Source organism: Candidatus Enterococcus wittei, assembly GCF_002140175.1.
Classification (GTDB): Bacteria; Bacillota; Bacilli; order Lactobacillales; family Enterococcaceae; genus Enterococcus_B; species Enterococcus_B wittei.
The window spans coordinates 235,373-257,851 of the sequence record NZ_NGMO01000001.1; the positions used below are offsets into that span (position 1 = coordinate 235,373).

Consider the following 22,479-nt stretch of genomic DNA (forward strand, 5'->3'; position numbering starts at 1 on the left):
CATCAATAAACTAAAATCATGATAATGAAAAATATGTCATGAAAGGTTATTTTCTATTCAACTTATCATACTTTTCTCGCTACGATCACCTAGAGAACTAGCAGCAATTCATTCATTGATAAGCCAAACAAATAAGCCTAAGAATCAAAAATAGACAAACTATTTTTCAGATTCTTAGGCTTATTTATTGAAAGTTCAAAAAGATGGATACTTTTAGTAAAGAAAGTACTTTCGAAAAAAGACGTCTTTATTTTTTGAGGACCTTCGTTGTTGGATTCTTCATCCGATTCTTTCCTTCTTGACACATCGTCAATAATGGACAGACCTCACAACGAGGACTTCTAGCTGTACAATGATACCGGCCAAAGAAAATCAAGGTATGATGTGTTTTGACCCACAGTTCTTCCGGTACCTTTTTCATCAAGGTCTGTTCTACTTCTAGGACAGATGCATCTAACTTACAAATTCTTAATCGCTTACTAACTCTTTCCACATGGGTATCTACAGCAATCGCCGGAATCCCAAAGGCATCTCCAAGCACGACATTGGCTGTCTTTCTACCTACCCCGGGAAGGGAAACAAGTTCTTCTCTTGTACGAGGTACTTGTCCGTCAAAACGATCAAGTAATTGTTGAGCACATGCTTTAATGTTCTTCGTTTTATTCCGATATAATCCGATAGTTTTAATCTTAGAAATGATTTCTTCTACTGAAGCATTTGCTAAGTCTTGAGGTGTTGGGAAAGCTGCAAATAAAGCTGGTGTGGCTTTGTTAACTGAAACATCCGTAGCTTGTGCGCTTAAGATGACCGCAATCAATAATTCATATGGATTTTTATGTTGAAGTTCCCCATGTGCTTCAGGAAACATCTCATACATTTTTTCAATGGCTTCCATCGTTCGTTGTTTACTTAACATATTACTCCCATTCTTCCAACCAATTTTTCAAAGAAACTTTTGGAAGTTCCTCTTGTTCTTCTGGTTGATCTATTTCTTTTTGAAGTAGTTGTTGCTTTCTGCGTTTTTGTTCCTCTTCCACTTGTTGCTTGGTTTTCAGATTCTTCCGTTCCCATGACAACAAAATACGATCAATGTAATTAAAACTATAAGCTTGATTTAAAACTGCTTCTCGCAAGGCTAATTTTAGTATTTCAGGATGATAATGATCTTCTTCCAACCATTGACCAATACGCTGAAACTCGATCGAAGAAAGCGGACGACCAAATTCTTGCTCAAATAACTGATAGACAGATTGAGTCACTTTCTCTTGTATTTGTTCCGCTTTATTTTGTGCTTGTTTACTCATTAGTTTATCCAGATAATCATAAACCGGTGTTAGATCATAGCGATCCACTTTTCGGCCATCTATCACCGTCGTTTCTATCGTAATAAACTGACCACTGACTAGACGGTTCAAAATTTGGAATACATCTTCTTGCTTCACCCCCATATTTTGGGCAATCATATTCAGATCAGGAAAGGAATCTCCTTGTGATTGTGCCATATGAAGCTGTAAAATAAATAAAAACTCTTCAGATTCGAGTCCAATGTGATGATAGTTTTTCAGCAAAAGATTAGATATAATCGTTTGCCCTGCTTTTAAATAATTTTCTAAATTCAACATTCTTTTCCCCCGCTTTGATTTTAGTATACGTAAAAATAGTAGAGTAAGCAAGGTAGGATCATTTGATTATTAAATTGTAAATATATTGAGTTTATGATTCACTTTTCAACTTTTCGGAATAAATAAATATTCGAACTGAAAAAATTTTACTTACAATTCTTGGTTTTATCATACGATTCATGCTTTCTCATATCGAGCTGTCCTTAACAACTATCGTATAAATAAAAAATAATCGTAAGCAGAACAATCGTCGTGAATAACACCTTTTTAATCAGCAGAATATTTATACCATTGATTAATTTAATTCCTTTTTACAAATGAGCTAGACAGCCATTATTGTAATTATATTTACAAACAATTGATTGTTTCCTAAAAAGAATAGAGGCTGGGACAGAAGTGGTTAACTCCGAGAAATAAGAAGAAATTCGCGAAAATTGCTTTTTACATTTTTGTGAATTTCTTCTTATTGTCGAGGGAGTTGCTTCTGATTCCGTCGTTTATACGTATTTAGAGCATGAAACAAGAGTAAATAATACTTTTGTCCCATGCTCTTCTCATCACATCAAAATTGATTTTACAAAAAAGAAATCCCTAACAGGACAATAAAATTCTTTTTCTAATAATTGAGTCTTCTCTAAAAATGTTCATTGTTGACTAACCGCTATAGTGTTTTTTCAACTAGAGAATCATTTGAATCTAATCCTAAAAAATGAGCAACCATGAGAAAATGTGTCGGATACTCTCTTTAGATTCAAAATCATCTAGACTAGCAAAGGGATAAAATACTCATAGATTCGTTATTTGAAGGTTGCGTATGCTTAAACTACATAGAGGAAATCATGATGAAAAAGGACGACTCAAAAATAAAAAAAGAACAGAAAAAAGATTTCTCTTTCTGTTCCTCAAGTATTGTGTGGTTTCGCTTCACCACTATCATTGACAAAAAGCCATATTACTTGTCTGTTATAAGACAATATAAATCACCAGACGGCTTTCTTAGTTCACCTAAACGGTCAATGCAAATTCCCTTATTCCTCTTCTTCTGTTCTTAGCACATATGGTTGACCTTCATATGTGTACTCTGTATTCAATGTACCATCATTTTCATCCGTATAAATTCGACGGCTGAAAGGAAAGCGATGGCTTGTACCATCTTTTGCATCTTCCGCGGCTAGCACAAACTCGTCTGCTTGCGTTTCATTTAATTGGTTGATGACTTGATCAGCTAACTGATCAATATCGACTGTTTCCGATACAGCTACTTCTTGATAATCTTCTAAGAAAGCGTCTTGTTGTACAAAATATTCTTTTTCCATTTTAATCCTCCTCATAGATACAGGCTGCTATTTCTTCTCAAACAAGAGATCCTGCCATTCCTTCATTTTGGCAAAAAAATCATTCTCTGACAACTAATTGCAACTATCTGGAAAATAAAAGGTATCCATCAGGAAATATGTCCTCAAGTTGGAATAACTAAATGGTTAAAGAAAAGTAGAGGTCGGGAAAAGATTTCCCACCACTTGAATCCAAATAAGTAAGTAGAATCACTTTTCTTTTTGTTATCCCATCTAACTCTAAATGGATGTAATAAGGCTTGCTCAATTTCTGTCTTATTACTCAAAGATAGCCTTTTTTTCACAAGCATAGAAAATGATAATCAGACTGATGCCCTTTGAACCTCAAAAAGCAAACACAAAAACAGTCAGGACTTTAAGAAAGTAAGATAGATTTTCTCAAGTCCTGACTTCACCCTCCGAGCTTAACGGGCTATTTACAGTCGTTTGTTTATTATTGTTTTGTTTCCATTTCGCCTAAAGCTGCTTGAGCAAGAAGGTTCAAGTAGTTCCAAGGACGGTCAAAATGCGGTTGGAAGAAGAAGTCAGATAAGGCTAAGTCTTCTACAGTCATTTTGTTTTGGATAGCTAATGACATCGTGTTTGCAGATTGTGTAATATCATATTTAGACATGAACTGCGCACCAACAATACGATTGGTTCCTTTTTCATATACCAATTCCATCATAACTTTTTCTGTTGTTGGCATGAATTCTGGGCGATAGTTATCTTCAAATAAAGTCGCTTGAACATCTAAGTTGTTCATTGGCGCACTTTCTTTTGTTACGCCAGTTGAGCCAATCGTCCAACCAAATAAGTAAAGACCTGAAGTACCTTGTGTTCCTCGATAAGCCATTTTGTTTTCTGTCAAATTGTTTCCTACTAATAAACCTTGACGAACCGCATTTGTAGCTAAAGGAATATAGTTTTGGGTACCACTTGGATTGTAATGAACAACCGTAGAATCTCCAGCTGCAAAAATGTCTGGATCGCTTGTTTGCATATATTCATTCACTTTGATCGCACCATTTGGTAAAGTATCTACTTTTCCTTGGATCAATGTCGTATTTGGTCTAAACCCTACACATAAGATCACCATATCAGCGTCAAATGATTCACTCGGTGTCGTTACTTGTTTTACTTTACCATTTTCATCAGCAACGAATTCAGTCACGTTTTCACCAAGTGCTAAGGTAACCCCACGATCAACTAATTCTTTTTCTAGTACATCAGTAAACGGTTGATCCAAGTATTTGTTTAAAATACGATCTAAGCCATCGATCAATGTAACTTGTTTACCCGATTCAACAAACGCTTCTACTAATTCGATCCCGATGTAACCTCCGCCGACGATCACTACTTTATTTGCGTCTTTGGCTTTTTCAATGATTTCATTTGCCTGATTATAGTTTTTACATAAAAGAACATTTTCAGATTCGATTCCTTTGATTGGTGGAATGATTGGCCAAGAACCTGTTGTCATGACTAATTTGTCATACTCGACCGTTTCAGTTTCACCAGTCTTCAAATCTTTTGCGGTAACTTTTTTGTTTTCTGTGTCTACATCTGTTACGTCATGTTCCATTTTCACTGTTGCTCCTAATGAAGCAAGTTCTTCAGGGTTAGAGTAAAATAAGCCAGCTGGATCTTTTACTACGCCACCGACATATAATGCAATTCCACAAGATAAAAATGAAACATTATCATTACGTTCATATACAGTCACTTGCGCTTCTGGGTTATTTTTAAGAATGCTTTTTACAGCTGCTGTTCCTGCATGAGTACAACCAATTACTACTACTTTCATGTGTGTCCCTCCGATAAACGATTTGTCCTTTGACATTCCTTACTATACCAAAAATAAAACGTATCCAATAGTTTAATGCTTGTGAATTCACAAGAGCCAACTTGTTGTTTTATGCGCTTTTATTTTTAAAAGTACTTTATTTACAGGCTTTTTATTGTGAATGTAATAACTATAGGTGAACTGCTTGTGAATAAAAGAAAAAAGTTGGAAATATATCTCATCACTTCTTCTGATTTTATCTCTTAGCGCTCCTTTCCATCCCCTTTTCATCCGAAATCTATTGTAAACCAGTTTCGACAAAAAAAGAGCCGAATCATTCTGGATTAAGAAAAACTAGTTCCAGAATGATTCAGCTTGTTTATAGACTTGCATTATTTATTTTTAACTACACCTTGAATATACTGATAGTGACAGAAACTTCTCTTAAACACATCAAGAGTTAAATCAATTACTTTCTTTACAATTCGGACACAATCCATAGAGTTCTAATCGATGTTCGTGGATCTCAAAGTCAGTCAAACGCCCCGCAGCCATTTCGATGTCTTCTAGACCAGGATAATGAAAGTCAACGATCTTTCCGCAATTCTCACAGATCACATGATAATGACGTTGTGAACTAAAGTCAAAGCGACTTGAAGCATCTCCATATTTCATCTCTTGAACAAAACCAATACTGGTAAATAATCTGAGATTGTTATACACGGTCGCAACACTCATATTGGGAAAACGATGTTCTAATGCGCGATAAATTTCATCAGCGGTTGGATGTGAACGGTTTTCAATCAAATATTCTAATACCGCATAACGTTGAGGTGTAATTCGAATATTTTCTTTTTTTAAACGTTCAATTGCTTCTTCCACTTTCCTATTTTCCATATAAATAAACCCCACCTTATTCTTCTTGTCTTATCATACTATGTTTATTTTTTAAAATCTACTCAATTAAAAAGAAATCTGAAAGAATTTTTGAAAGCTCCATTACTATAGAATTAAAAGATTCGTTTTTCTAAAAATAAACAAATATTGTATAAATAGTCAAGTCTTAACCTTAAGTCTAATAAATTTGCAAAAGCGATCTCCAAATATCCACCTTTGTTCTGTTGATCACTTCCGCTTCCTATCTTTTTTTGGTACAAAAAAGCCAACCTCATCTTACTATCAAGTGGTTGGCTTTTCATGTATTTCTTATTTTGATCAATCTACAATTATTTTCATTCTGTTTCTTGATATAACGGCGTAGATAAATAACGTTCACCGTTATCAGGAATGACAGTTAGCACCTTTTTATCAGGGCCTAATTCTTTGGCTAAGCGAATCGCTGCTGCCACGGCGGCTCCACCTGAGATGCCAACGAGGATCCCTTCTTCATATCCCATTGCTCTTGCTGTCTGCATGGCTTCATCACTCGTTACAGACAATACTTGATCGTACACTTGAGTATCTAGCGTATCAGGCACAAAGCCAGTCCCGATCCCTTGGATTTTATGTGTTCCTGGTTCTTTTCCTTCTAAGACCGCTGATTCAGCGGGCTCGACTCCGACGATTTTGATCCCTGGATAAATCCGTTTTAGCTCATGTCCTACACCAGTGATAGTCCCACCTGTGCCGATCCCCGCAACAAATGCATCTAACCCATTGACTCCGAAAGCATCTTTGATTTCTGGGCCTGTTGTCTTTTCATGAATCATTGGGTTTGCTGGATTTTCAAATTGCAATGGTAAGAAGTAGCCATTTTCTTCAGCTAAACGTTTGGCTTCTTTGATTGAACCGCTAATGCCTTCTGTTCCAGGCGTTAAAATCAATTCTGCCCCGTATCCTTTCATCAACAAGCGACGTTCGATACTCATGGTTTCAGGCATAACGATTTTTACCTTATACCCTTTTGCCACACCAACCATCGCCAGTCCGATCCCTGTATTCCCTGATGTAGGTTCTATAATCGTGTCCCCAGGATTCAATACCCCATCATGCTCAGCTTTTTCGATCATACTCAGTGCAATGCGATCTTTCACACTACCTCCAGGATTAAAAAATTCTAGTTTCACAAAGACTTCTGCGGCATCTTGTGGTACTAATTTATTTAATTTAACGATCGGTGTTTTGCCAATCAACTCTGTAATTGAATGATAAATGTGTGTCATTTTTCTTCCCCCTTAAGATTTAACTCTCTTTAATCTTAATACAAAATCAAGACATCTGCGAATGTTTCGCTTTTAAAAAAGGAAAGAGCGTGGAACAAAAGTATTTTTTACTCTTGTTTCACGCTCTAAATTCGTATAATCGGCGAAATCAGAAGCACTTTCTTCGATAATAAGCCGAAATTCACAAAAATTTGAAAAGTAATTTTCGTGAATCCCTTCTTATTTCTCGGAGTTTACCGATTCTGTCCCTTTTTATTTTATTATGAATGATATACTTTAAACGTTCAATTCCTGACCAACTACTAGAGAATAATTTGACATGGACATTCCATTTTTAGCCATTAAATCATCAACTGACAACCCAAATTTTTGGGCAATATCCCAAAATGTATCGCCAGAGACGACTGTATAACTTTGACTGCTAGTAGTCGTAGTGGTAGATGATGAAGTCGTTGTTGTTGTCGTACTACTACTTGTAGTTGTAGTTGTCGTTGACCCAGTTGATGGTGTATCAAAACGTGTGAGATTATACGTATTGATCAATGTGTTCAATTTTGATCCGTAATTTGGATCAGTTGCGTAGCGCCCAGTTAAGTAAGATGTCGCATCGTAAAAACTTGTGGTATTACTTTTCCATACACCCGCATAATGATAATCTCCCGTTGAAAAACTAGTAGATCGCAAAACATTGGCATGATCTTGGAAAGATTCCCAATAAGAAGAATACTGACGAAAAGGTTCATTCAGTGTCACCCATTGGCCGTTCAAATATTCTTGGGTATTCATATACACGACTTGTTGACTAGAATGGCCTTTTACACCGAATAAATTATAATACGGCGCACTAGATAACCCTGAAGTGCCATATGCACTTTCAAGTAATGCTTGAGCGATCATAACAGAAGCATATAAATCATTACTTGCGGCTACTTCAGAAGCAGCCCAACCGATTTGGTTGATGAAAGCTTGAGGATCCGCACTTGTTTGTGTTCCTTGTTCATCGGCACGGACTTGTTGTGGTGCTGCTGTAACCATCATTGGCCCAACTAATAGGCTTGTTCCCACTAAAGGAGCGATGGCTTTCTTGTTGAGAACCATGGTCCGTTTAGGCCTATGATGTCGTGCGCTACGGGTTTTCAGCTCTTGCATTCGAATTCCTCCTCAGAATAATACACTAAATAAAAAAAAACTTCTTAAATTAAACTTAATCATTTAAATTATACGTTTAATTTTATATAAACTCAAACTAATACGCAAACTTTTACCTTTTGTAATCTAAGTGTAATAAAAAAGAAACAAAAAGTTACGCAATCCATATTTTATAAAATATTCTGACTTTTCATTTCCTTTACAAAAAAACAGAAGATCTAGCAAACCTCTTGCTAAGATCTCCTGCTTTCGCTAAAGATAACAAATTGATTATAGTTGGTTATACGTATTCACTACGTTGTCTACAGTAAATCCAAATTCTTCAAGGATTTTAGCTCCTGGAGCAGAGGCACCGAAATGATCAATTGTAATTGTTTTTCCTTCTGTTCCTACATAACGTTCCCAGCCAAATGAAGTGGCTGCTTCAATCGCTACACGCTTCTTCACTGCTTTTGGCAATACTGTTTCTTTATATTCTGCTGATTGATTTTCGAACAAATCAAAACTTGGCATCGATACAACAGACACATCTTTACCATTTTCAGCCAACACTTTTTGTGCTTTGACCGCCAAATCAACTTCCGCACCAGTAGCAATCAAAATCCCTTCAGGCTGTTCCCCTTTTGCTGGTGAAAGTACATAGGCACCTTTTGGAACCATAGTATCAGCCACTTCTTTCGTTGATGGTAGGACTGGTAAGTTTTGACGACTTAATACCAATATCGTCGGTGTTTCTGTCGATTCCATTGCCACTTTCCAAGCTGCACGTGTTTCGTTTCCATCAGCTGGACGTATCACATGGATATCAGGCATGCATCTTACAGAAGCTAATTGTTCCACTGGTTCATGAGTCGGACCATCTTCACCAACAGCTACTGAATCATGGGTTAGAACATAAATGACCGGTGTATTTTGGATCGCAGCTAAACGGACTGCTGGACGCAAGTAGTCAACGAAAACGAAGAAAGTTCCGCCGTAAATACGTGTTCCTCCATGCAATTGGATACCATTCATGGCTGATGCCATGGCAAATTCACGAACACCAAACCAAATATTGCGACCTTCGTAATGTTCAGGGGTAAAGTCTTTATCAGCTGTGACCATCGTGTTATTTGAACCGGATAAGTCAGCTGATCCACCCCAAAAACTTGGGATTGCTTTAGATAATTCTTGGATTACTTCTTTACTTGAAACTCGACTTGCCTGACTTTCTCCAACTTCATAAGTAGGAAGTTCAGCATCCCAGTTTTCAGGTAATTTGCCATCAAAGGCATCTTCGAATTGTTGTGCTAATTCAGGATAAGCAGCTTTATATTCGGCAAACATTTCACGCCAAGCATTTTCTGCTTTCTCTCCTTCTTCTACCATTGTTTGGCGGAAACGTTCCGCTACTTCTTCTGGTACAGTAAATTCAGGATAAGACCAGCCATATACTTCTTTCGCTTTTTTGATTCCTTCTAATCCAAGAGGTGCGCCATGGACAGCCGAAGTACCTTCGTTAGGTGCACCAAATCCAATAACAGTTTTAACTTCGATCAGCGTTGGTTTTTCAGTTTCTGCCTTAGCTGCTTCAATTGCTTTTGAGATTGCTTCTAAGTCGTTGCCGTCTTTAACTAAGATATGTTGCCAACCATAAGCTTCAAAACGGGCACCTACATTTTCAGTAAATGCTTTTGAGGTTGGGCCATCTAATGAGATATCATTTGAATCATATAAAACGATTAGTTTGCCAAGTTTCATATGGCCTGCCATGGAGCTTGCTTCTTGAGAAACACCTTCCATTAGGTCCCCATCACCGCATAGCGCATACGTATAATGATCCATCACTTTGTAATCATCTTTATTATAAGTAGCTGCTAGATGAGCTTCAGCCATTGCCATACCAACAGCCATTGCAATCCCTTGACCTAGTGGTCCAGTCGTTGCTTCCACACCGTCTGTATGGTGTACTTCAGGATGTCCTGGCGTTCTTGATTCCCATTGGCGAAATTGTTTTAAGTCATCAATCGTCACTTGATAGCCTGCTAGATGCAATAAACTGTAGAGCATAGCAGAACCATGCCCTGCTGAAAGTACAAATCGATCACGATCCGCCCAGTTTTTTGAAGTCTTTGGATTCACTTTCAAGTGTTTTGTCCATAGTGCATAAGCCATAGGCGCTGCTCCCATTGGTAATCCTGGGTGTCCTGAATTTGCTTTTTGTACTGCATCCACACTTAACGTACGGATCGTATTCACTCCAAGTTGGTCTATTTTATCAAACAATCTAACCCCTCCAGTAATTTAGGTTTTTTTTACCTATATTCTACACTTACATATTTTATAAGATACGACTCGAAAAAGCAATGTTTTTTAGTATTTTTTACTAAAAGTTGTCCTTTCGATTGTGTAAGCCTTTTTTCTTTTGGATTTCTTTCAGTTTTTCAGGTGTCACATCATTTCCGTCTGGATCAACAACTTTCATTCCTTCGATGTGGTGTCTCATTCCCGAACGAAAGGCACTTAAATAAGCTTCTCTCAATTGTGCTTGTTCTTTTTCTTCTGCTGGTGTCAGTCCTTCTTCTTTCTTTTTGCGGGCTAACTGATTGATGCGTTCAATTTTCTCAGGTGATAACATTTCCACCCCTCCTTTTGCTTCTACTTCATATTATATAAAAAAGAGAAAAAAAACAACTAAATCCAACGAACTTCATGCGAACATTTGTTTGAAATCATACATTTTGTATGGTACTATCTAGTTATCAAGTGAAAGAAGGTGTACCTTGTGGCCCGACAAACTGAAACAAGACAAATCGAAGTCTTACGATATATTCATGAACAAGTAAACCAAAAAGGCTATCCTCCAACTGTCCGTGAAATTGGAGAAGCAGTGCAACTCTCTTCTACCTCTACTGTCCACGGTCATCTTGCAAGACTAGAAAAAAAAGGATTTATCCAAAGAGACCCTACAAAACCACGTGCCATCGAGTTGACACAACAAGGATTAGCAAAAATCGGCATCAGACCCTCTACTATCCCTGTATTAGGTGTAGTAACAGCGGGTGAACCGATTTTAGCAGTCGAAGAAGCTTCTGACTTTTTCCCGGTGCCTCCAAATCTTTCTTCCGAAGAAGGAAGTTTGTTTATGTTGACGATCCGCGGTGAAAGTATGATCAATGCTGGGATATTAGACGGAGACAACGTAATTGTACGCAAACAAGAAACAGCACAAAATGGGGATATCGTTATTGCTATGACTGACGAAGACGAAGCAACTTGCAAACGTTTCTACAAAGAAAAAGACCATTTCCGTCTACAACCAGAAAATGATTTATTAGAACCGATCATTCTTGATCAGGTAGCTATTTTAGGTCGTGTCGTTGGACTGTACCGCAGTCACATTTATTAAAATAAGAACATTAGTGCATTCGTTTTTTGGGAGACGAGCTAGTCAATTAATCCTTTCTCTTAAATAAACGTTACTCCATCAGCAGAACTTCGGTGAACAACAGCTCTTTCAATAATAAGCCGAAGAATCCGAAAATAGGCAAACTATTTTCGAATTCTTCAGCTTATTTTTCAGGACAAAAAACAAAAATCTCCTCATTTGTCTTATCTATCCCTCTCTAAATCTATTTAACTTCGATTGATCATCTTCACATATTTTCTTTTTAATCTCTCATTTTCGAATATTTCCTCTTTACAAAGCGAACAAAAGTTCGTATACTATAAATACGAACTACTGTTCGCATTCTATAAAGAGGTGACTATTCATGAAATCAATGAGACGTTTTGGTTTAGTATTAATGGTTTTATTTTTAGGTATTATTATTGGTAATTTTGGTATACGTCCAGCGTTGTTGGTTTTTGTTCCGTTATTTACATTATGGTTCATGTTGTGGGATGAAAAAAAATACCGTCAATCGGAGCGTCAGCGGAGTCATGAAGAGACTTTTTATCATGAATCTTATTACAGTTCCAGGCATTCATAAATGAACGGTTTCCGTTCGTACATCAGGAGATAAAAATAAAAGCAAACGATAGAAAATCTATTCGTTTGCTTTTTTGTCTTTGCCTTGTCCAATTGACTGAAATTAGGCAATGGCTTATTTCAATGAAAAGCTAATTCATGCTTTCATTGTTATCCATAAAATGGAACAAAAAAATAAGCCCTCTCTTTTCGTATAATAAGAAACGAATATAAATGAGAGAGCTTATTGTTCCAATCAAAACACGTTACTGAATAATTTTTAATATTCCATCAAGGTGATCATATCATAGCCTTTGATTTTGTCACGGCCTTTAAGACCCATCAATTCGATCAAGAATGCACAGCCAACAACTACGCCACCAAGTTCTTCAATTAGTTCGATCGTTGCTTTGATTGTCCCGCCTGTTGCTAATAGATCATCACAGATCAATACTCTTTGACCAGGTTTAATCGCATCTTTATGAAGAGTCAATGTGTCCGTACCGTATTCAAGTCCATAAGTTACTTCGATTGTTTCACGAGGTAGTTTCCCTTTTTTGCGTACAGGTGCAAATCCTACACCTAGCTCATAAGCGACTGGGCAACCAACGATAAAACCACGTGCCTCTGGTCCGACTACCATATCAATGCGTTTTTCTTTTGCATAGTTTACAATCTGTTTCGTTGCCTCACGATACGCATCTCCATCTGCCATCAATGGTGAAATATCCCGAAAAATGATTCCTTCCGATGGATAATCAGGGATACTAGCAATATAATCTTTTAAATCCACTTTTATGTTTCCTCCTAGGTTGTTAACCATTTTTTTATGGTTGGAATATCACTTAACAGCAAAAATTCCTCAACTTTAATTTTCTTTAGTCGCTTCTGATAATGACTACTATCAGTCAACGGATGACTCTCAGGAGTCGCGACTTTTTCTAAAACGCCATTTTCTATTGTAACAAACTTCAATTCAAAAAACACCTGTATCATAAAAATTAATAATTTTTGTGGTATCTTCAAATACTGTGCAATCGCTCCTAGTTTGTGGCGGATATCGATTTTTTCTTGCGCATGAATCAGTTTGAATAGTCTAGCATATTGTTCTCTAGAACCGACACCATTCAAATAAGCTTCATCGATTGAAATCCCTAACAAATAGATTCGGCTAAATGACCCTATTGAAAGAATCTCTTTTAGTACATTTAATTCTTCAGGACAATCAACGATGACCAATGAGTGAATCCTTTGGGCATGAAGACGTTCTTCAAATGTTGCTAAATCTTCAAATAAGATAACTTGCTTTTGAACTTCCTCGTTCAATTCTTTGAGCGATTGCTCAGAAAAAGCCACGTATACTGCTTCTTTCACTTCTTCTGGCATTATGCGATAACGTTTCGCTCGCCAGTCGAAAACCTGCAAACCATCAACTGCAAAATCTGTGACCAGCAGTTGTGGTTTTTTTCTCCCGTTCCATTCATTAATGGATAATTTCCCTATCACATTGACATCATCTGTTAAAAATTCATTCTCCTCTGCACCAAATCCAAATGCGACTGCATCTAGTTGGCTGGCTTCATCGATAATGGAAAGCTTCAAATGTTGCTGGGTAGTTCCGATTCTTCTTGTGTTTTCAACAGTGACTTGTTTGAATAAAAATGTTGGTTCTGGATTATCTGTTCCAAAAGGAGCTAGTAATCTCAGTGACTCGATCCCTTCCACCGTAATATCTTTTGGAGAAACTACTTCATCGATCATAAGCACTGGTCCTTTAGATAAATCAATTTGATTTTTCTCAATGTATTGATTCATCTGCTCCTGTAAACGATCGATGTTTTCTGCTGGCATCGTTAAGCCCACGGCCGCATGGTGTCCACCAAAAAAAGTAAACAATTCACGCATCTCATTCAGCATTTCAAATAGATTCAACGCTTCGATACTACGCCCTGAACCTTTGGCTATCTTACCTTCTTTGACACCAAGAACGATCGTTGGTTTGCCTGTTTGATTCATGATTTTACCGGCAACGATTCCTAGTACCCCTTCATGCCAACCTTCCTTCGCTAATACGTGGATTTGATTTTCATGATTGATCATGGCTAATGCTTCATTTGTGATCTCTTCCACCGTTGCTTTACGTTTTTCATTGATCAGTTGCAATTGCTCCGCAAGTGTTTTTGCTCGTGTCTCATCGAAAGTTGCTAATAACTCCACTGCTGGATTGGGGTCACCCATACGGCCAATTGCATTTAAGCGAGGAGCAATCGAAAAACCAATCATTGTTTCATCGACTTCTCTGATTTTAACACCACTTTGATCAAACAATGCCTGCAAGCCGATTCGTTCGGATTGGCGAATAGCTGCTAAACCTAATACCACTAGCGTACGATTTTCATCTGTCATAGAGACTAGATCCGCTATCGTTCCTATTGCAACTAGATCCAGAAATTCCGCAGGAGGCTCTTCCAATAACGCCGTTGCTACTTTAAAAGCAACGCCGACTCCAGCAAGTTCCCCAAAAGGATAATTCCCTTCTGGATGTCTTGGATGAACAATTGCATATGCAGGAGGGAGCTCATTTGGCAATTCATGATGGTCGGTTACAATCACATCTACTCCACGTTGTTGCGCATAGCTAATTGCTTCATGCCCTGCAACGCCGTTATCGACTGTAACGATCAATTGTATCCCTTCATCGATCTTTTCCTGATAGACTGTTCGATTTGGACCATACCCATGTTCAAAACGGTTCGGCAAAAAGACTTCGACTTGTGCCCCCAGTAATTCCAACGTCTCTTTCATCACTGTTGCACTTGTGATGCCATCTGCATCATAATCCCCGTAAACCAAGATCGGTTCATTATTGATGACTGCTTCTTGGATTCGGCTAATTGCCTTATCCATATCATGCATTAAATAAGGATCATGCAACGTCTGCTCTTTTGGGTTTAAAAATTTTTGTATGCTATCTTCTTCTTGGTATCCTCGCTGCCATAGCAATTGACCGATCAAAGGAGATAGCTGCTTTTTTTCGATCATTTGGAGAAAGGATCCAGAAGGTTCTGTCTCATTTAGTTTCCAATCATAATTTGCTTGTCTCACTTTCTCACTCCTAACTTAGTCATTATAGCAAACGTCTTCTTCAAAAAAAAGAATAAAGAAAAGATAACCTAACTATAAAAAATAAATTTTCAAAAGATGAATTGAAATCCCAAAATGACTCATAAAACAAACCGGAAGATCAAAGAAAGTAGCACACTTTCAGATCATCCGGCTCAAAATGAGATAGGCAAATTTTTCAGGCTAATTCTAGTTTTGCCAAGCATAAATTACTAACTGCTCCTTGACACTAGACCATCACAAGAAAAAAATGATTCGCTTATTTTTATCGTCTTATTTCCATAATGGATACTTGTTTCATCCAACGATGTTGATTCTTCAATCTCAAAATTTTTCTGAGTAGAGGACTTCAACTCTTTTGTCCGCTTACGCGTCTATTTTATTAATCAAAATAATTTACGCTTTGTTTTGGTTTATGAACTGATGTTTCCTTTGGTTCGGTTAATTGTTTGATTTGTTCATTTTTTGCTTGTAATTCTGCTTGATAAGCAGCTTCCAATTCGGCTCGTTCATTTCGGAACTCTCTTTGTTGTGCTTCTGTTACTGCATCGATTTTCTTTTGAAGGTCCGTTTGACTCTCAGAAAGCTCTTTATTTAACTGTTTCAACTGCTTCTTTTGTTGCCACAAGGTTGCTGAAGCAGTCAAGAAAACAATTAGTGCCCCTATCAGTGCGGAGCCGATGATTACTAGGATAAGTGGGGCCTGAAAAGAGGCAAACCCAAAACGAACTGGAACATTTTGGTTATTCAATACAGCAAAAACGACGATCACTAACACCAATAAAAAACCAGCAATCACACTCGTTTGTTTTTTCACTTACTCTCCACCTACTTTTTATTAAAAATTCCACCTGCAAGATAATCGCCAATCGTCGGGAACAAGCCATAAAATTTCGCTGCAATTTCGAGGATGACTGGCTGATTGATCTCTCGTTTTGGATGTTTCATATTACGGACGATGATTTTGGCCAGTTTAGTCGAATCAAGGACAAGTTTCCCTACCTTTTCCAAGTAGGAACCACTTGGATCGGCTTTACCGAAGAAATCCGTTTCAATCGGCCCAGGATTGACTGTCGTTACTGCGACACCTAGTGGTTTCAATTCTAAGCGTAATGCATTGGAAAAACCGATCACAGCGAATTTTGTCGCAGAATAAACTGTCGATTTTGCTGTAGCCATTTTCCCTGCCATTGAAGCAATGTTGATGATATGACCTTGTCTATTTTCAGCCATATCGATGGCAAATTTTTGAGTCAAGACCATCATACCTAACACATTCACTTCAAACATATCATACGCTCGACCAAGATCAAAGGATAAAAAGTCTTCAAAGATACCAAAGCCTGCATTGTTGACTAAAATATCGACTGTACCAACTTCTCTTTTTACCTGTTCGTATAATTCTTCCACACTCTCAGGATCACTGACGTCTAGTTGAAAGGCATAAGCAGGGTTGCCACTTAATTGTCGGCATTTTTCTTTTACTTCATTGATCTGCTGAACCCGTCTAGCACACGTAATCACGATTGCGCCCTGTTTCGCTGCTTCATAACAGATTTCTGCGCCTAAGCCACCTGATCCCCCTGTGACGAGTACTACTTTGTTTTCTAAGTCCATTCATTTTCCTCCTCGCGAAATGGAATCTCTACAAGATCAAAGTCTTTCATTATTCTTGTATTTGGAAAGATTTCTTTCGCTTCATTTTCAAGTTCAAGCGCAGCTTTTCCTAGATACCTCGCGCTAATATGCGTCAATAACAACTGTTTTGTTTCAGCCTCTTTTGCCACTTCTGCAGCTTGATGTGTCGTGGAATGAAAATAATTGTGGGCCATTTTAGCCTCATTTTTATTAAACGTACTCTCATGTACCAAGACATCACTATCCTTAGCTAATAAAACGGAATTAGAGGTTTTACGAGTATCCCCTAAAATGGTGATAATCCGACCTTTCTTATCTGGTCCCACAAATTGGCGACCATCGATCACTCGACCATCTTCTAATTGGACTGTTTCCCCTTTTTTTAGTTCCCCATAGATCGGTCCAGCCGGTATAGCCATTTCTTTTAGTTTTTCTACTTGTAACTCGCCTTTATGATCGTGTTCTACAACGCGATAGCCAAAACTATCGATCCCATGGCTAAGTTTTTTTGTGTAGACTGAGAATTCTTGATCTTGAAAAATTGGCTGATCCTCTCTTAATTCAATGAATTTTAATGGATAGCTAAGTTTCGTTTGGGAAATACTTAAAGAATTCCTGATAAACTGCTCAATCCCTTGCGGACCGTAAATCTCTAAAGGTGTTTCTCCTCCTTGGAAAGAGCGACTACTGATCAACCCAGGAAGTCCAAAAATATGGTCCCCATGTAAATGAGTGATGAATATTTTTCCAATTTTCCTCGGACGGATGTTCGTTCGTAAAATTTGCATCTGAGTTCCTTCACCGCAGTCAAATAACCAAACTTCATTGCGTTCATCCAAGAGTTTTAAAGCAATACTTGAAACATTTCGATGTTTCGCCGGTACACCTGCACCAGTTCCTAAAAATTGTAATTCCATAATCTACCTGACTTTCTTTAAGCTCTAATTAATTTTAGGGGAATTCCAACCGATAATCAACTGAAAGTCGTAAGTTCCCTGAATTTTTCAAACATAAAGAGAAAAGAATGAATAACTTACGGGATAATCCATGCGCCTACTTCAAAAAAGTTTTCTTAAAAGTTTTTCTTAGTGTTTCTTTATTTGACCAAAATATATTTTGAGATACTTAAGATGGTGTCGAATCATCAGTTTCATCTACTGACTTCTGATGTTTTTCCTTCCAGTTCTTTTGTGCCGTTTCTTTCGCATGTTTTTCCAATTCTGCCGCATCATGTACATCTTTTTCCACTTCTTCGTAATCTAACCGAGTGATTTCTCCCCCTAGTTCCATCATGACTAATTGATTCAATGGGCGATTGTCTTCTTCTTCTGCAATCAAGATCAAACCTGTTGCTCCTTCACCAATTTTGTTACTAACAAAATCAAATACCGTTTGGGCATCTTTGATCTCTTTTGCATCTTGCGTTGCGCCAATCATACCGCCGGCAAACCAGCCAAGTAGAATTCCTAGTGGTCCTCCCAAGACACCGACAAGCATGCCTATCAAACCGCCTTTTGATGAGTTATTACTACCAGTGAAATCCAAAAAGTCTTCGATCTTAAATTGATGAGTGCCATTTGGTACATGACTGATCACAGCCATTTGTTCCCCTTTGATTGCTCGGGTGCCATGTAGCTTTTTGATTTCTGAAAAAGCTTGATACGCTTGACTTTCTATCTGGAAATTTAAAATAATGACCCGTTTACTCATTAAAACCGCCTCTTTCTTAACATTTTCTTTTAGTTTAACGTGGAACAAGTAAAAATAAAAGGAAAAGACTTCAGAAAAATAACAACCTGTACAAAAAAAGAGAAGCTGTGACCACAATCACAACTCCTCTTTTGCTCTTTTCTTTTTACTCAACGAATTCGAATTCAAATTCACCGATACGTACCAAGTCTCCGTCTTTTGCTCCACGTGCGCGTAATGCATCATCTACGCCCATCCCACGTAACTGACGAGCAAAACGCATGACTGTTTCATCGTGATCAAAATTCGTCATTTGGAATAGTTTTTCGATTTTCTCTCCAGAAAGAACCCAAGTTGCATCAGAGTTACGATCAATAGTGAATTCAGGCTCATCTGGATTAAATCCATAATGAACTGTTTCTTCCTCAATCTCTTCTTCATACAATGGAAATTCTGGTGTCACTTCTAATAAATCAGCCGTTGCATTCAATAAAGCATCGAGCCCTTTTCGAGTCACACCTGAAACTGGGAAGACTGGAATATCATCTGCAAATTCATCTTCTTTGTTTTTGTTCAATTGTTCTTTGAACTTTTCTAGATTTTCTTGCGCATCGGGCATGTCCATTTTGTTTGCGACAATGATTTGAGGGCGTTCTAGTAAACGTAGATTGTGAGAAGCTAATTCATGATTGATTGCTTCATAATCTTCATACGGATCGCGTCCTTCCATACCACTCATATCGATCACATGTAAAATGACCCGAGTGCGTTCAATGTGACGTAAAAATTGCGTCCCTAAACCTACCCCTTGTGAAGCCCCTTCAATCAATCCGGGTAAGTCAGCAGCAGCAAAACTACGTCCATCGCTAGTTGTGACCATTCCAAGATTAGGAACTAATGTAGTGAAATGATAGGCACCGATTTTTGGTCGAGCAGATGAAATCACAGAAAGCAATGTGGATTTACCTACAGAAGGGAATCCTACTAAACCAACATCTGCCAACACTTTTAATTCCAATTCGATTTTTCTTTCTTGCCCTGGTTCCCCATTCTCAGCAATTTCTGGTGCTGGATTTCGTGGAGATGCAAAACGGATATTGCCTCGACCACCACGGCCACCTCTTGCAACAACTAGTGTCTGACCATCTTCGATCAAATCACCTAATAAAGCACCCGTTTGTGCATCCCGTACTGTCGTTCCTTGAGGAACTTTGACATACGTATCTTCTGACCCACGACCATGCATACCTTTACTCATGCCATTTTCACCTGGTTGGGCTTTGAAATGACGATTAAAACGAAAATCCATCAACGTACGTAATCCTTCATCAACAACTAAGATCACATCACCGCCGTGACCTCCGTCACCACCAGCTGGTCCACCATCAGGTACATACTTTTCTCTTCGGAATGCCACCATTCCGTCTCCACCCTTACCAGCCTTCACGTCGATCGTTACTTGATCTAAAAACATGGACATATTTTCGTCCTCCTATTTCATCTATCTATTATTACAAATTAATGACTACCTGAATCTCCACAATAAACACAAGTCCAGTCTATTTTATCGGTCAAACACACTTTTGTCCATCATTAAACAGAAAATTTAAGCATCTATTACTGATTACTTCCATCTTATTTTACTGCAAAGGACATGGAAAACAAATAATAAAGAAGCTTTAGACTGGCATATCCGTTTAAAAGAGAACTTCTTCTTATCGAAATATGCTAGTCTTAGCTTCTATTTTCCATACTTATTCAAAAATTCTTTCACTACTTCTTGGTATTTTTCTGGATCTGCACTATAAGCTTTTGCATGTTCGGCCTTTGGTACACTATATTTTTCTTTTGGCCCTTTAGTTGCTTCGTAAACTTGATCCAACATTTCATATGGAACGAAGGTATCTGATTCACCATGAATAAATAACGTAGGAAGAGTGTTTTTTTGCAATTGCTTCACTGCATTTGCTTCACCAAAAAAATAACCTGCTCTAGCTTTCGTCATTAAACTCGTCACCGGTATCAGAGGAAATGGCGGAAGATTGAATAATTCATCCAATTGATAACTCAATTCCTCATTCACCGTAGAATAGCCACAGTCTTCGATGATGGCTTTCACATTTTCTGGCAATGTTTCGCCACTTGTCATCATCACAGTAGCAGCACCCATGCTGATTCCGTAAAGTACGATTTTTTCTGATGAACCATTTTCTTCAAGGACACGATTGATCCATTGTGTATAATCTTTTCTTTCAGGCCAACCAAAACCAATATAATTTCCTTCGCTTTTTCCATGCCCACGAGCATCAGGAACCAAGACATTATAGCCTAAATCATGAAACATTTTCGCATAATTGGCCATTGTTTCGGCATTGCCCATATAGCCATGAGCGACAATTGCTGTCTTATCGCTTTTGTCAGCAGGTAAATAAATGGCTGACAGTTTTAAGCCATCATTAGAGGTGATGTGCCATTCACTGCGATTAGTAGAATCAGCGAACCATCTTTGAGCCTCTGTTTCTTCCCCAGTTTTTGTCGTACCTGGTGTATCTTCTTCTAAAAAGTCTTTTTGCGAAGGAACAACTGCATAGTTATAAAAATAATTGCCAGCGTAAAGCAATACGACAATTACTAGCAAAATGACCCCAATTCCTATTTTCATCCAAAGTTTCATCGTTTACCTACCTCTTCATTTACAAAGTATCTTGAATAAAGTATAAACAAAGAAAACAAAGGATGCAATATCTGCAAAAATCAGTCAATTATTTTAGAATTTTTTTATGCAAGCGACAAAATTTTTTTGATTGAATACGTGTCCAATTATAAATATTCCTCCATATCCGATGATCTTTAGACAACAATCAAAAAAAACGAGCCTGACATGTTAAACATCGTCAGACTCAAATCATTGATTATTTATTTTCCACTAATTTGAAGTTCGACCAAGGTTTCAGGAAGTCAAGCAAGAATAATTCATCCTCTGAGATACGACCAACTACATTGACACGACCGTCATTTTTCATGTCCTTTAATGCGATTTGCGTTTCACCTTTATACTGTCCATATCCTTCGTTATCGATCAAGACATCTCCATGGGACATATCGCGTGTATTATGCGCTGGAAAAGGCTTATCTTTGTAATAAACTCGAGTCATCGTCGAACGCAAAATATATTCGGAACGGTCTCCACGATAACTATGCAGATTATCAAACAGACAAATCCGTTCATCTTCCGTGATATCCTCTGCTACATCTACTTTTAAAGTTGGATAAGACGCATTGAATGCTTCTGCCATTGCTTTAAGTTCTGCTTCACTTGCATAAGCATTACCAATTGAAATATCATCAATCAGCCCCGTCAACATCAAATGTTTGACTTGGGTAGAAATCTCTAGATCTCGATGATCTTCTAATGAGCATAGACCATCTTGAGTTGGCCACGGACCAAAATCAGCTGTCTGAGAATTGACAAACGCCATCGTATTTAGATTATATTTACGGAATTTTTCAGAACAGTAGACAAAATGATCATACCCCAAACCAGAATAACGATGAGGATAAAAATTATGGGATCCTAATAAATTCGAAGTATTAGGTGAATAACTCATGATATTATCGACATAATTTGTTCCAGAACTCATATTGATTTCAATTTTGATGTTATAGGGATTACGAGTCATTCTCGCTTCTTCTGCCCCAGTAAATCCGATATCTAAACGAATACCGTAGGCACCCATTTTATCAAAAAATGAAAGATCATCATAGGAAATCTCTAATTGTTCAAATAAAGATGGGTTAATATCCACCATGACTTCCATACCTAATTGATTTGCATAATCCACTACTTTTTTAAATTCTGCTAATACCTTTTCTTTGTCATCTTTGATTTGTAACAAACTAGTGAACACACGCTTAAAACCATATTTATGCGCTAGATCTAAATATTCTTTATCTTTCTCGAATGTCGAACGTTCTGGATAAATTGAAATACCTAATTTTCCCATGTGCAAAATTCCTCCTGTGTCTT

At 37.7% G+C, this 22,479-nt stretch carries 20 protein-coding genes; 2 read left to right on the plus strand and 18 right to left on the minus strand.

The genetic code is table 11. The features are described from left to right. Positions 1-247: 247 nt before the first annotated feature. The 9 genes from nth to A5844_RS00875 form a co-directional block, all read right to left on the minus strand. Positions 248-916, minus strand: coding sequence for an endonuclease III (nth, locus tag A5844_RS00835; protein WP_086283179.1), 669 nt, complete (start codon positions 914-916; stop codon positions 248-250). Between the two features lies 1 nt (position 917). After that, positions 918-1,622 carry a DnaD domain-containing protein gene (locus tag A5844_RS00840; protein WP_086283180.1) on the minus strand — a complete coding sequence of 235 codons (705 nt, stop codon included), beginning with the start codon at positions 1,620-1,622 and terminating at the stop codon, positions 918-920. A gap of 1,028 nt (positions 1,623-2,650) precedes the next feature. Further along, positions 2,651-2,938 (minus strand): DUF5960 family protein, encoded by a 288-nt coding sequence (locus tag A5844_RS00845; protein WP_086283181.1) that lies wholly within the window; start codon positions 2,936-2,938, stop codon positions 2,651-2,653. 472 nt (positions 2,939-3,410) lie between these two features. Continuing rightward, positions 3,411-4,763 carry an NADH oxidase gene (locus A5844_RS00850; RefSeq protein WP_086283182.1) on the minus strand — a complete coding sequence of 451 codons (1,353 nt, stop codon included), beginning with the start codon at positions 4,761-4,763 and terminating at the stop codon, positions 3,411-3,413. A 444-nt stretch (positions 4,764-5,207) separates the two neighbouring features. After that, positions 5,208-5,639, minus strand: coding sequence for a Fur family transcriptional regulator (locus tag A5844_RS00855; protein WP_086283183.1), 432 nt, complete (start codon positions 5,637-5,639; stop codon positions 5,208-5,210). A gap of 335 nt (positions 5,640-5,974) precedes the next feature. Continuing rightward, the gene (gene cysK, locus A5844_RS00860; protein ID WP_086283184.1) at positions 5,975-6,904 is read right to left on the minus strand and encodes a cysteine synthase A; all 930 of its coding nucleotides are present in this window, start codon (positions 6,902-6,904) and stop codon (positions 5,975-5,977) included. 276 nt (positions 6,905-7,180) lie between these two features. Next, positions 7,181-8,053: a glucosaminidase domain-containing protein gene (locus A5844_RS00865; protein WP_086283185.1), complete on the minus strand. Its 873-nt coding sequence runs from the start codon at positions 8,051-8,053 to the stop codon at positions 7,181-7,183. A 270-nt stretch (positions 8,054-8,323) separates the two neighbouring features. Beyond that, positions 8,324-10,318: a transketolase gene (gene tkt, locus A5844_RS00870; protein WP_086283186.1), complete on the minus strand. Its 1,995-nt coding sequence runs from the start codon at positions 10,316-10,318 to the stop codon at positions 8,324-8,326. Between the two features lie 100 nt (positions 10,319-10,418). Beyond that, complete coding sequence (locus tag A5844_RS00875) at positions 10,419-10,670, minus strand: DUF896 family protein (protein WP_086283187.1); 252 nt, start codon at positions 10,668-10,670, stop codon at positions 10,419-10,421. 147 nt (positions 10,671-10,817) lie between these two features. Between A5844_RS00875 and lexA the strand changes: the two genes are divergently transcribed. Then, positions 10,818-11,441: a transcriptional repressor LexA gene (gene lexA, locus A5844_RS00880; protein WP_161972792.1), complete on the plus strand. Its 624-nt coding sequence runs from the start codon at positions 10,818-10,820 to the stop codon at positions 11,439-11,441. A 364-nt stretch (positions 11,442-11,805) separates the two neighbouring features. Then, complete coding sequence (locus A5844_RS00885; RefSeq protein WP_086283189.1) at positions 11,806-12,024, plus strand: hypothetical protein; 219 nt, start codon at positions 11,806-11,808, stop codon at positions 12,022-12,024. A gap of 258 nt (positions 12,025-12,282) precedes the next feature. Here A5844_RS00885 and A5844_RS00890 read toward each other — a convergent pair whose 3' ends face one another. The 9 genes from A5844_RS00890 to A5844_RS00930 all read right to left on the minus strand — a co-directional run bounded on the left by A5844_RS00890 (position 12,283) and on the right by A5844_RS00930 (position 22,456). Beyond that, a complete protein-coding gene (locus tag A5844_RS00890) occupies positions 12,283-12,795 on the minus strand; it encodes an adenine phosphoribosyltransferase (RefSeq protein WP_086283190.1) in 513 nt (170 codons plus the stop codon). Positions 12,796-12,809: 14 nt separating this feature from the next. Then, the gene (gene recJ / locus A5844_RS00895; protein WP_086283191.1) at positions 12,810-15,107 is read right to left on the minus strand and encodes a single-stranded-DNA-specific exonuclease RecJ; all 2,298 of its coding nucleotides are present in this window, start codon (positions 15,105-15,107) and stop codon (positions 12,810-12,812) included. A 400-nt stretch (positions 15,108-15,507) separates the two neighbouring features. Next, entirely contained in the window at positions 15,508-15,942 is a 435-nt protein-coding gene (locus A5844_RS00900; protein WP_086283192.1) for a LapA family protein, read from the minus strand. A gap of 11 nt (positions 15,943-15,953) precedes the next feature. Then, a complete protein-coding gene (locus A5844_RS00905) occupies positions 15,954-16,742 on the minus strand; it encodes an SDR family NAD(P)-dependent oxidoreductase (RefSeq protein ID WP_086283193.1) in 789 nt (262 codons plus the stop codon). Continuing rightward, a complete protein-coding gene (gene rnz, locus A5844_RS00910) occupies positions 16,733-17,680 on the minus strand; it encodes a ribonuclease Z (protein ID WP_086283194.1) in 948 nt (315 codons plus the stop codon). The genes A5844_RS00905 and rnz overlap by 10 nt, the downstream gene beginning before the upstream one ends. Positions 17,681-17,888: 208 nt before the next feature. After that, positions 17,889-18,473, minus strand: a complete 585-nt coding sequence (locus A5844_RS00915) for a DUF1269 domain-containing protein (protein ID WP_086283195.1) — start codon at positions 18,471-18,473, stop codon at positions 17,889-17,891. Between the two features lie 145 nt (positions 18,474-18,618). Further along, entirely contained in the window at positions 18,619-19,932 is a 1,314-nt protein-coding gene (obgE, locus tag A5844_RS00920; RefSeq protein WP_086283196.1) for a GTPase ObgE, read from the minus strand. Between the two features lie 261 nt (positions 19,933-20,193). Continuing rightward, entirely contained in the window at positions 20,194-21,126 is a 933-nt protein-coding gene (locus tag A5844_RS00925; protein WP_086283197.1) for an alpha/beta hydrolase, read from the minus strand. A gap of 238 nt (positions 21,127-21,364) precedes the next feature. Beyond that, positions 21,365-22,456, minus strand: a complete 1,092-nt coding sequence (locus A5844_RS00930; RefSeq protein ID WP_086283198.1) for a DUF871 domain-containing protein — start codon at positions 22,454-22,456, stop codon at positions 21,365-21,367. Between the last annotated feature and the right edge of the window lie 23 nt (positions 22,457-22,479).

What these genes read in the sequence shown, in the direction of transcription:
- A5844_RS00925 (WP_086283197.1), bottom strand. Translation starts at nt 21,126, where the DNA reads ATGAAACTTTGGATGAAAATAGGAATTGGGGTCATTTTGCTAGTAATT.
- obgE (WP_086283196.1), bottom strand. Translation starts at nt 19,932, where the DNA reads ATGTCCATGTTTTTAGATCAAGTAACGATCGACGTGAAGGCTGGTAAG.
- A5844_RS00865 (WP_086283185.1), bottom strand. Translation starts at nt 8,053, where the DNA reads ATGCAAGAGCTGAAAACCCGTAGCGCACGACATCATAGGCCTAAACGG.
- A5844_RS00915 (WP_086283195.1), bottom strand. Translation starts at nt 18,473, where the DNA reads ATGAGTAAACGGGTCATTATTTTAAATTTCCAGATAGAAAGTCAAGCG.
- A5844_RS00875 (WP_086283187.1), bottom strand. Translation starts at nt 10,670, where the DNA reads ATGTTATCACCTGAGAAAATTGAACGCATCAATCAGTTAGCCCGCAAA.
- cysK (WP_086283184.1), bottom strand. Translation starts at nt 6,904, where the DNA reads ATGACACACATTTATCATTCAATTACAGAGTTGATTGGCAAAACACCG.
- A5844_RS00885 (WP_086283189.1), top strand. Translation starts at nt 11,806, where the DNA reads ATGAAATCAATGAGACGTTTTGGTTTAGTATTAATGGTTTTATTTTTA.
- nth (WP_086283179.1), bottom strand. Translation starts at nt 916, where the DNA reads ATGTTAAGTAAACAACGAACGATGGAAGCCATTGAAAAAATGTATGAG.
- A5844_RS00930 (WP_086283198.1), bottom strand. Translation starts at nt 22,456, where the DNA reads ATGGGAAAATTAGGTATTTCAATTTATCCAGAACGTTCGACATTCGAG.
- A5844_RS00845 (WP_086283181.1), bottom strand. Translation starts at nt 2,938, where the DNA reads ATGGAAAAAGAATATTTTGTACAACAAGACGCTTTCTTAGAAGATTAT.
- rnz (WP_086283194.1), bottom strand. Translation starts at nt 17,680, where the DNA reads ATGGAATTACAATTTTTAGGAACTGGTGCAGGTGTACCGGCGAAACAT.
- A5844_RS00855 (WP_086283183.1), bottom strand. Translation starts at nt 5,639, where the DNA reads ATGGAAAATAGGAAAGTGGAAGAAGCAATTGAACGTTTAAAAAAAGAA.
- A5844_RS00850 (WP_086283182.1), bottom strand. Translation starts at nt 4,763, where the DNA reads ATGAAAGTAGTAGTAATTGGTTGTACTCATGCAGGAACAGCAGCTGTA.
- A5844_RS00840 (WP_086283180.1), bottom strand. Translation starts at nt 1,622, where the DNA reads ATGTTGAATTTAGAAAATTATTTAAAAGCAGGGCAAACGATTATATCT.
- A5844_RS00905 (WP_086283193.1), bottom strand. Translation starts at nt 16,742, where the DNA reads ATGGACTTAGAAAACAAAGTAGTACTCGTCACAGGGGGATCAGGTGGC.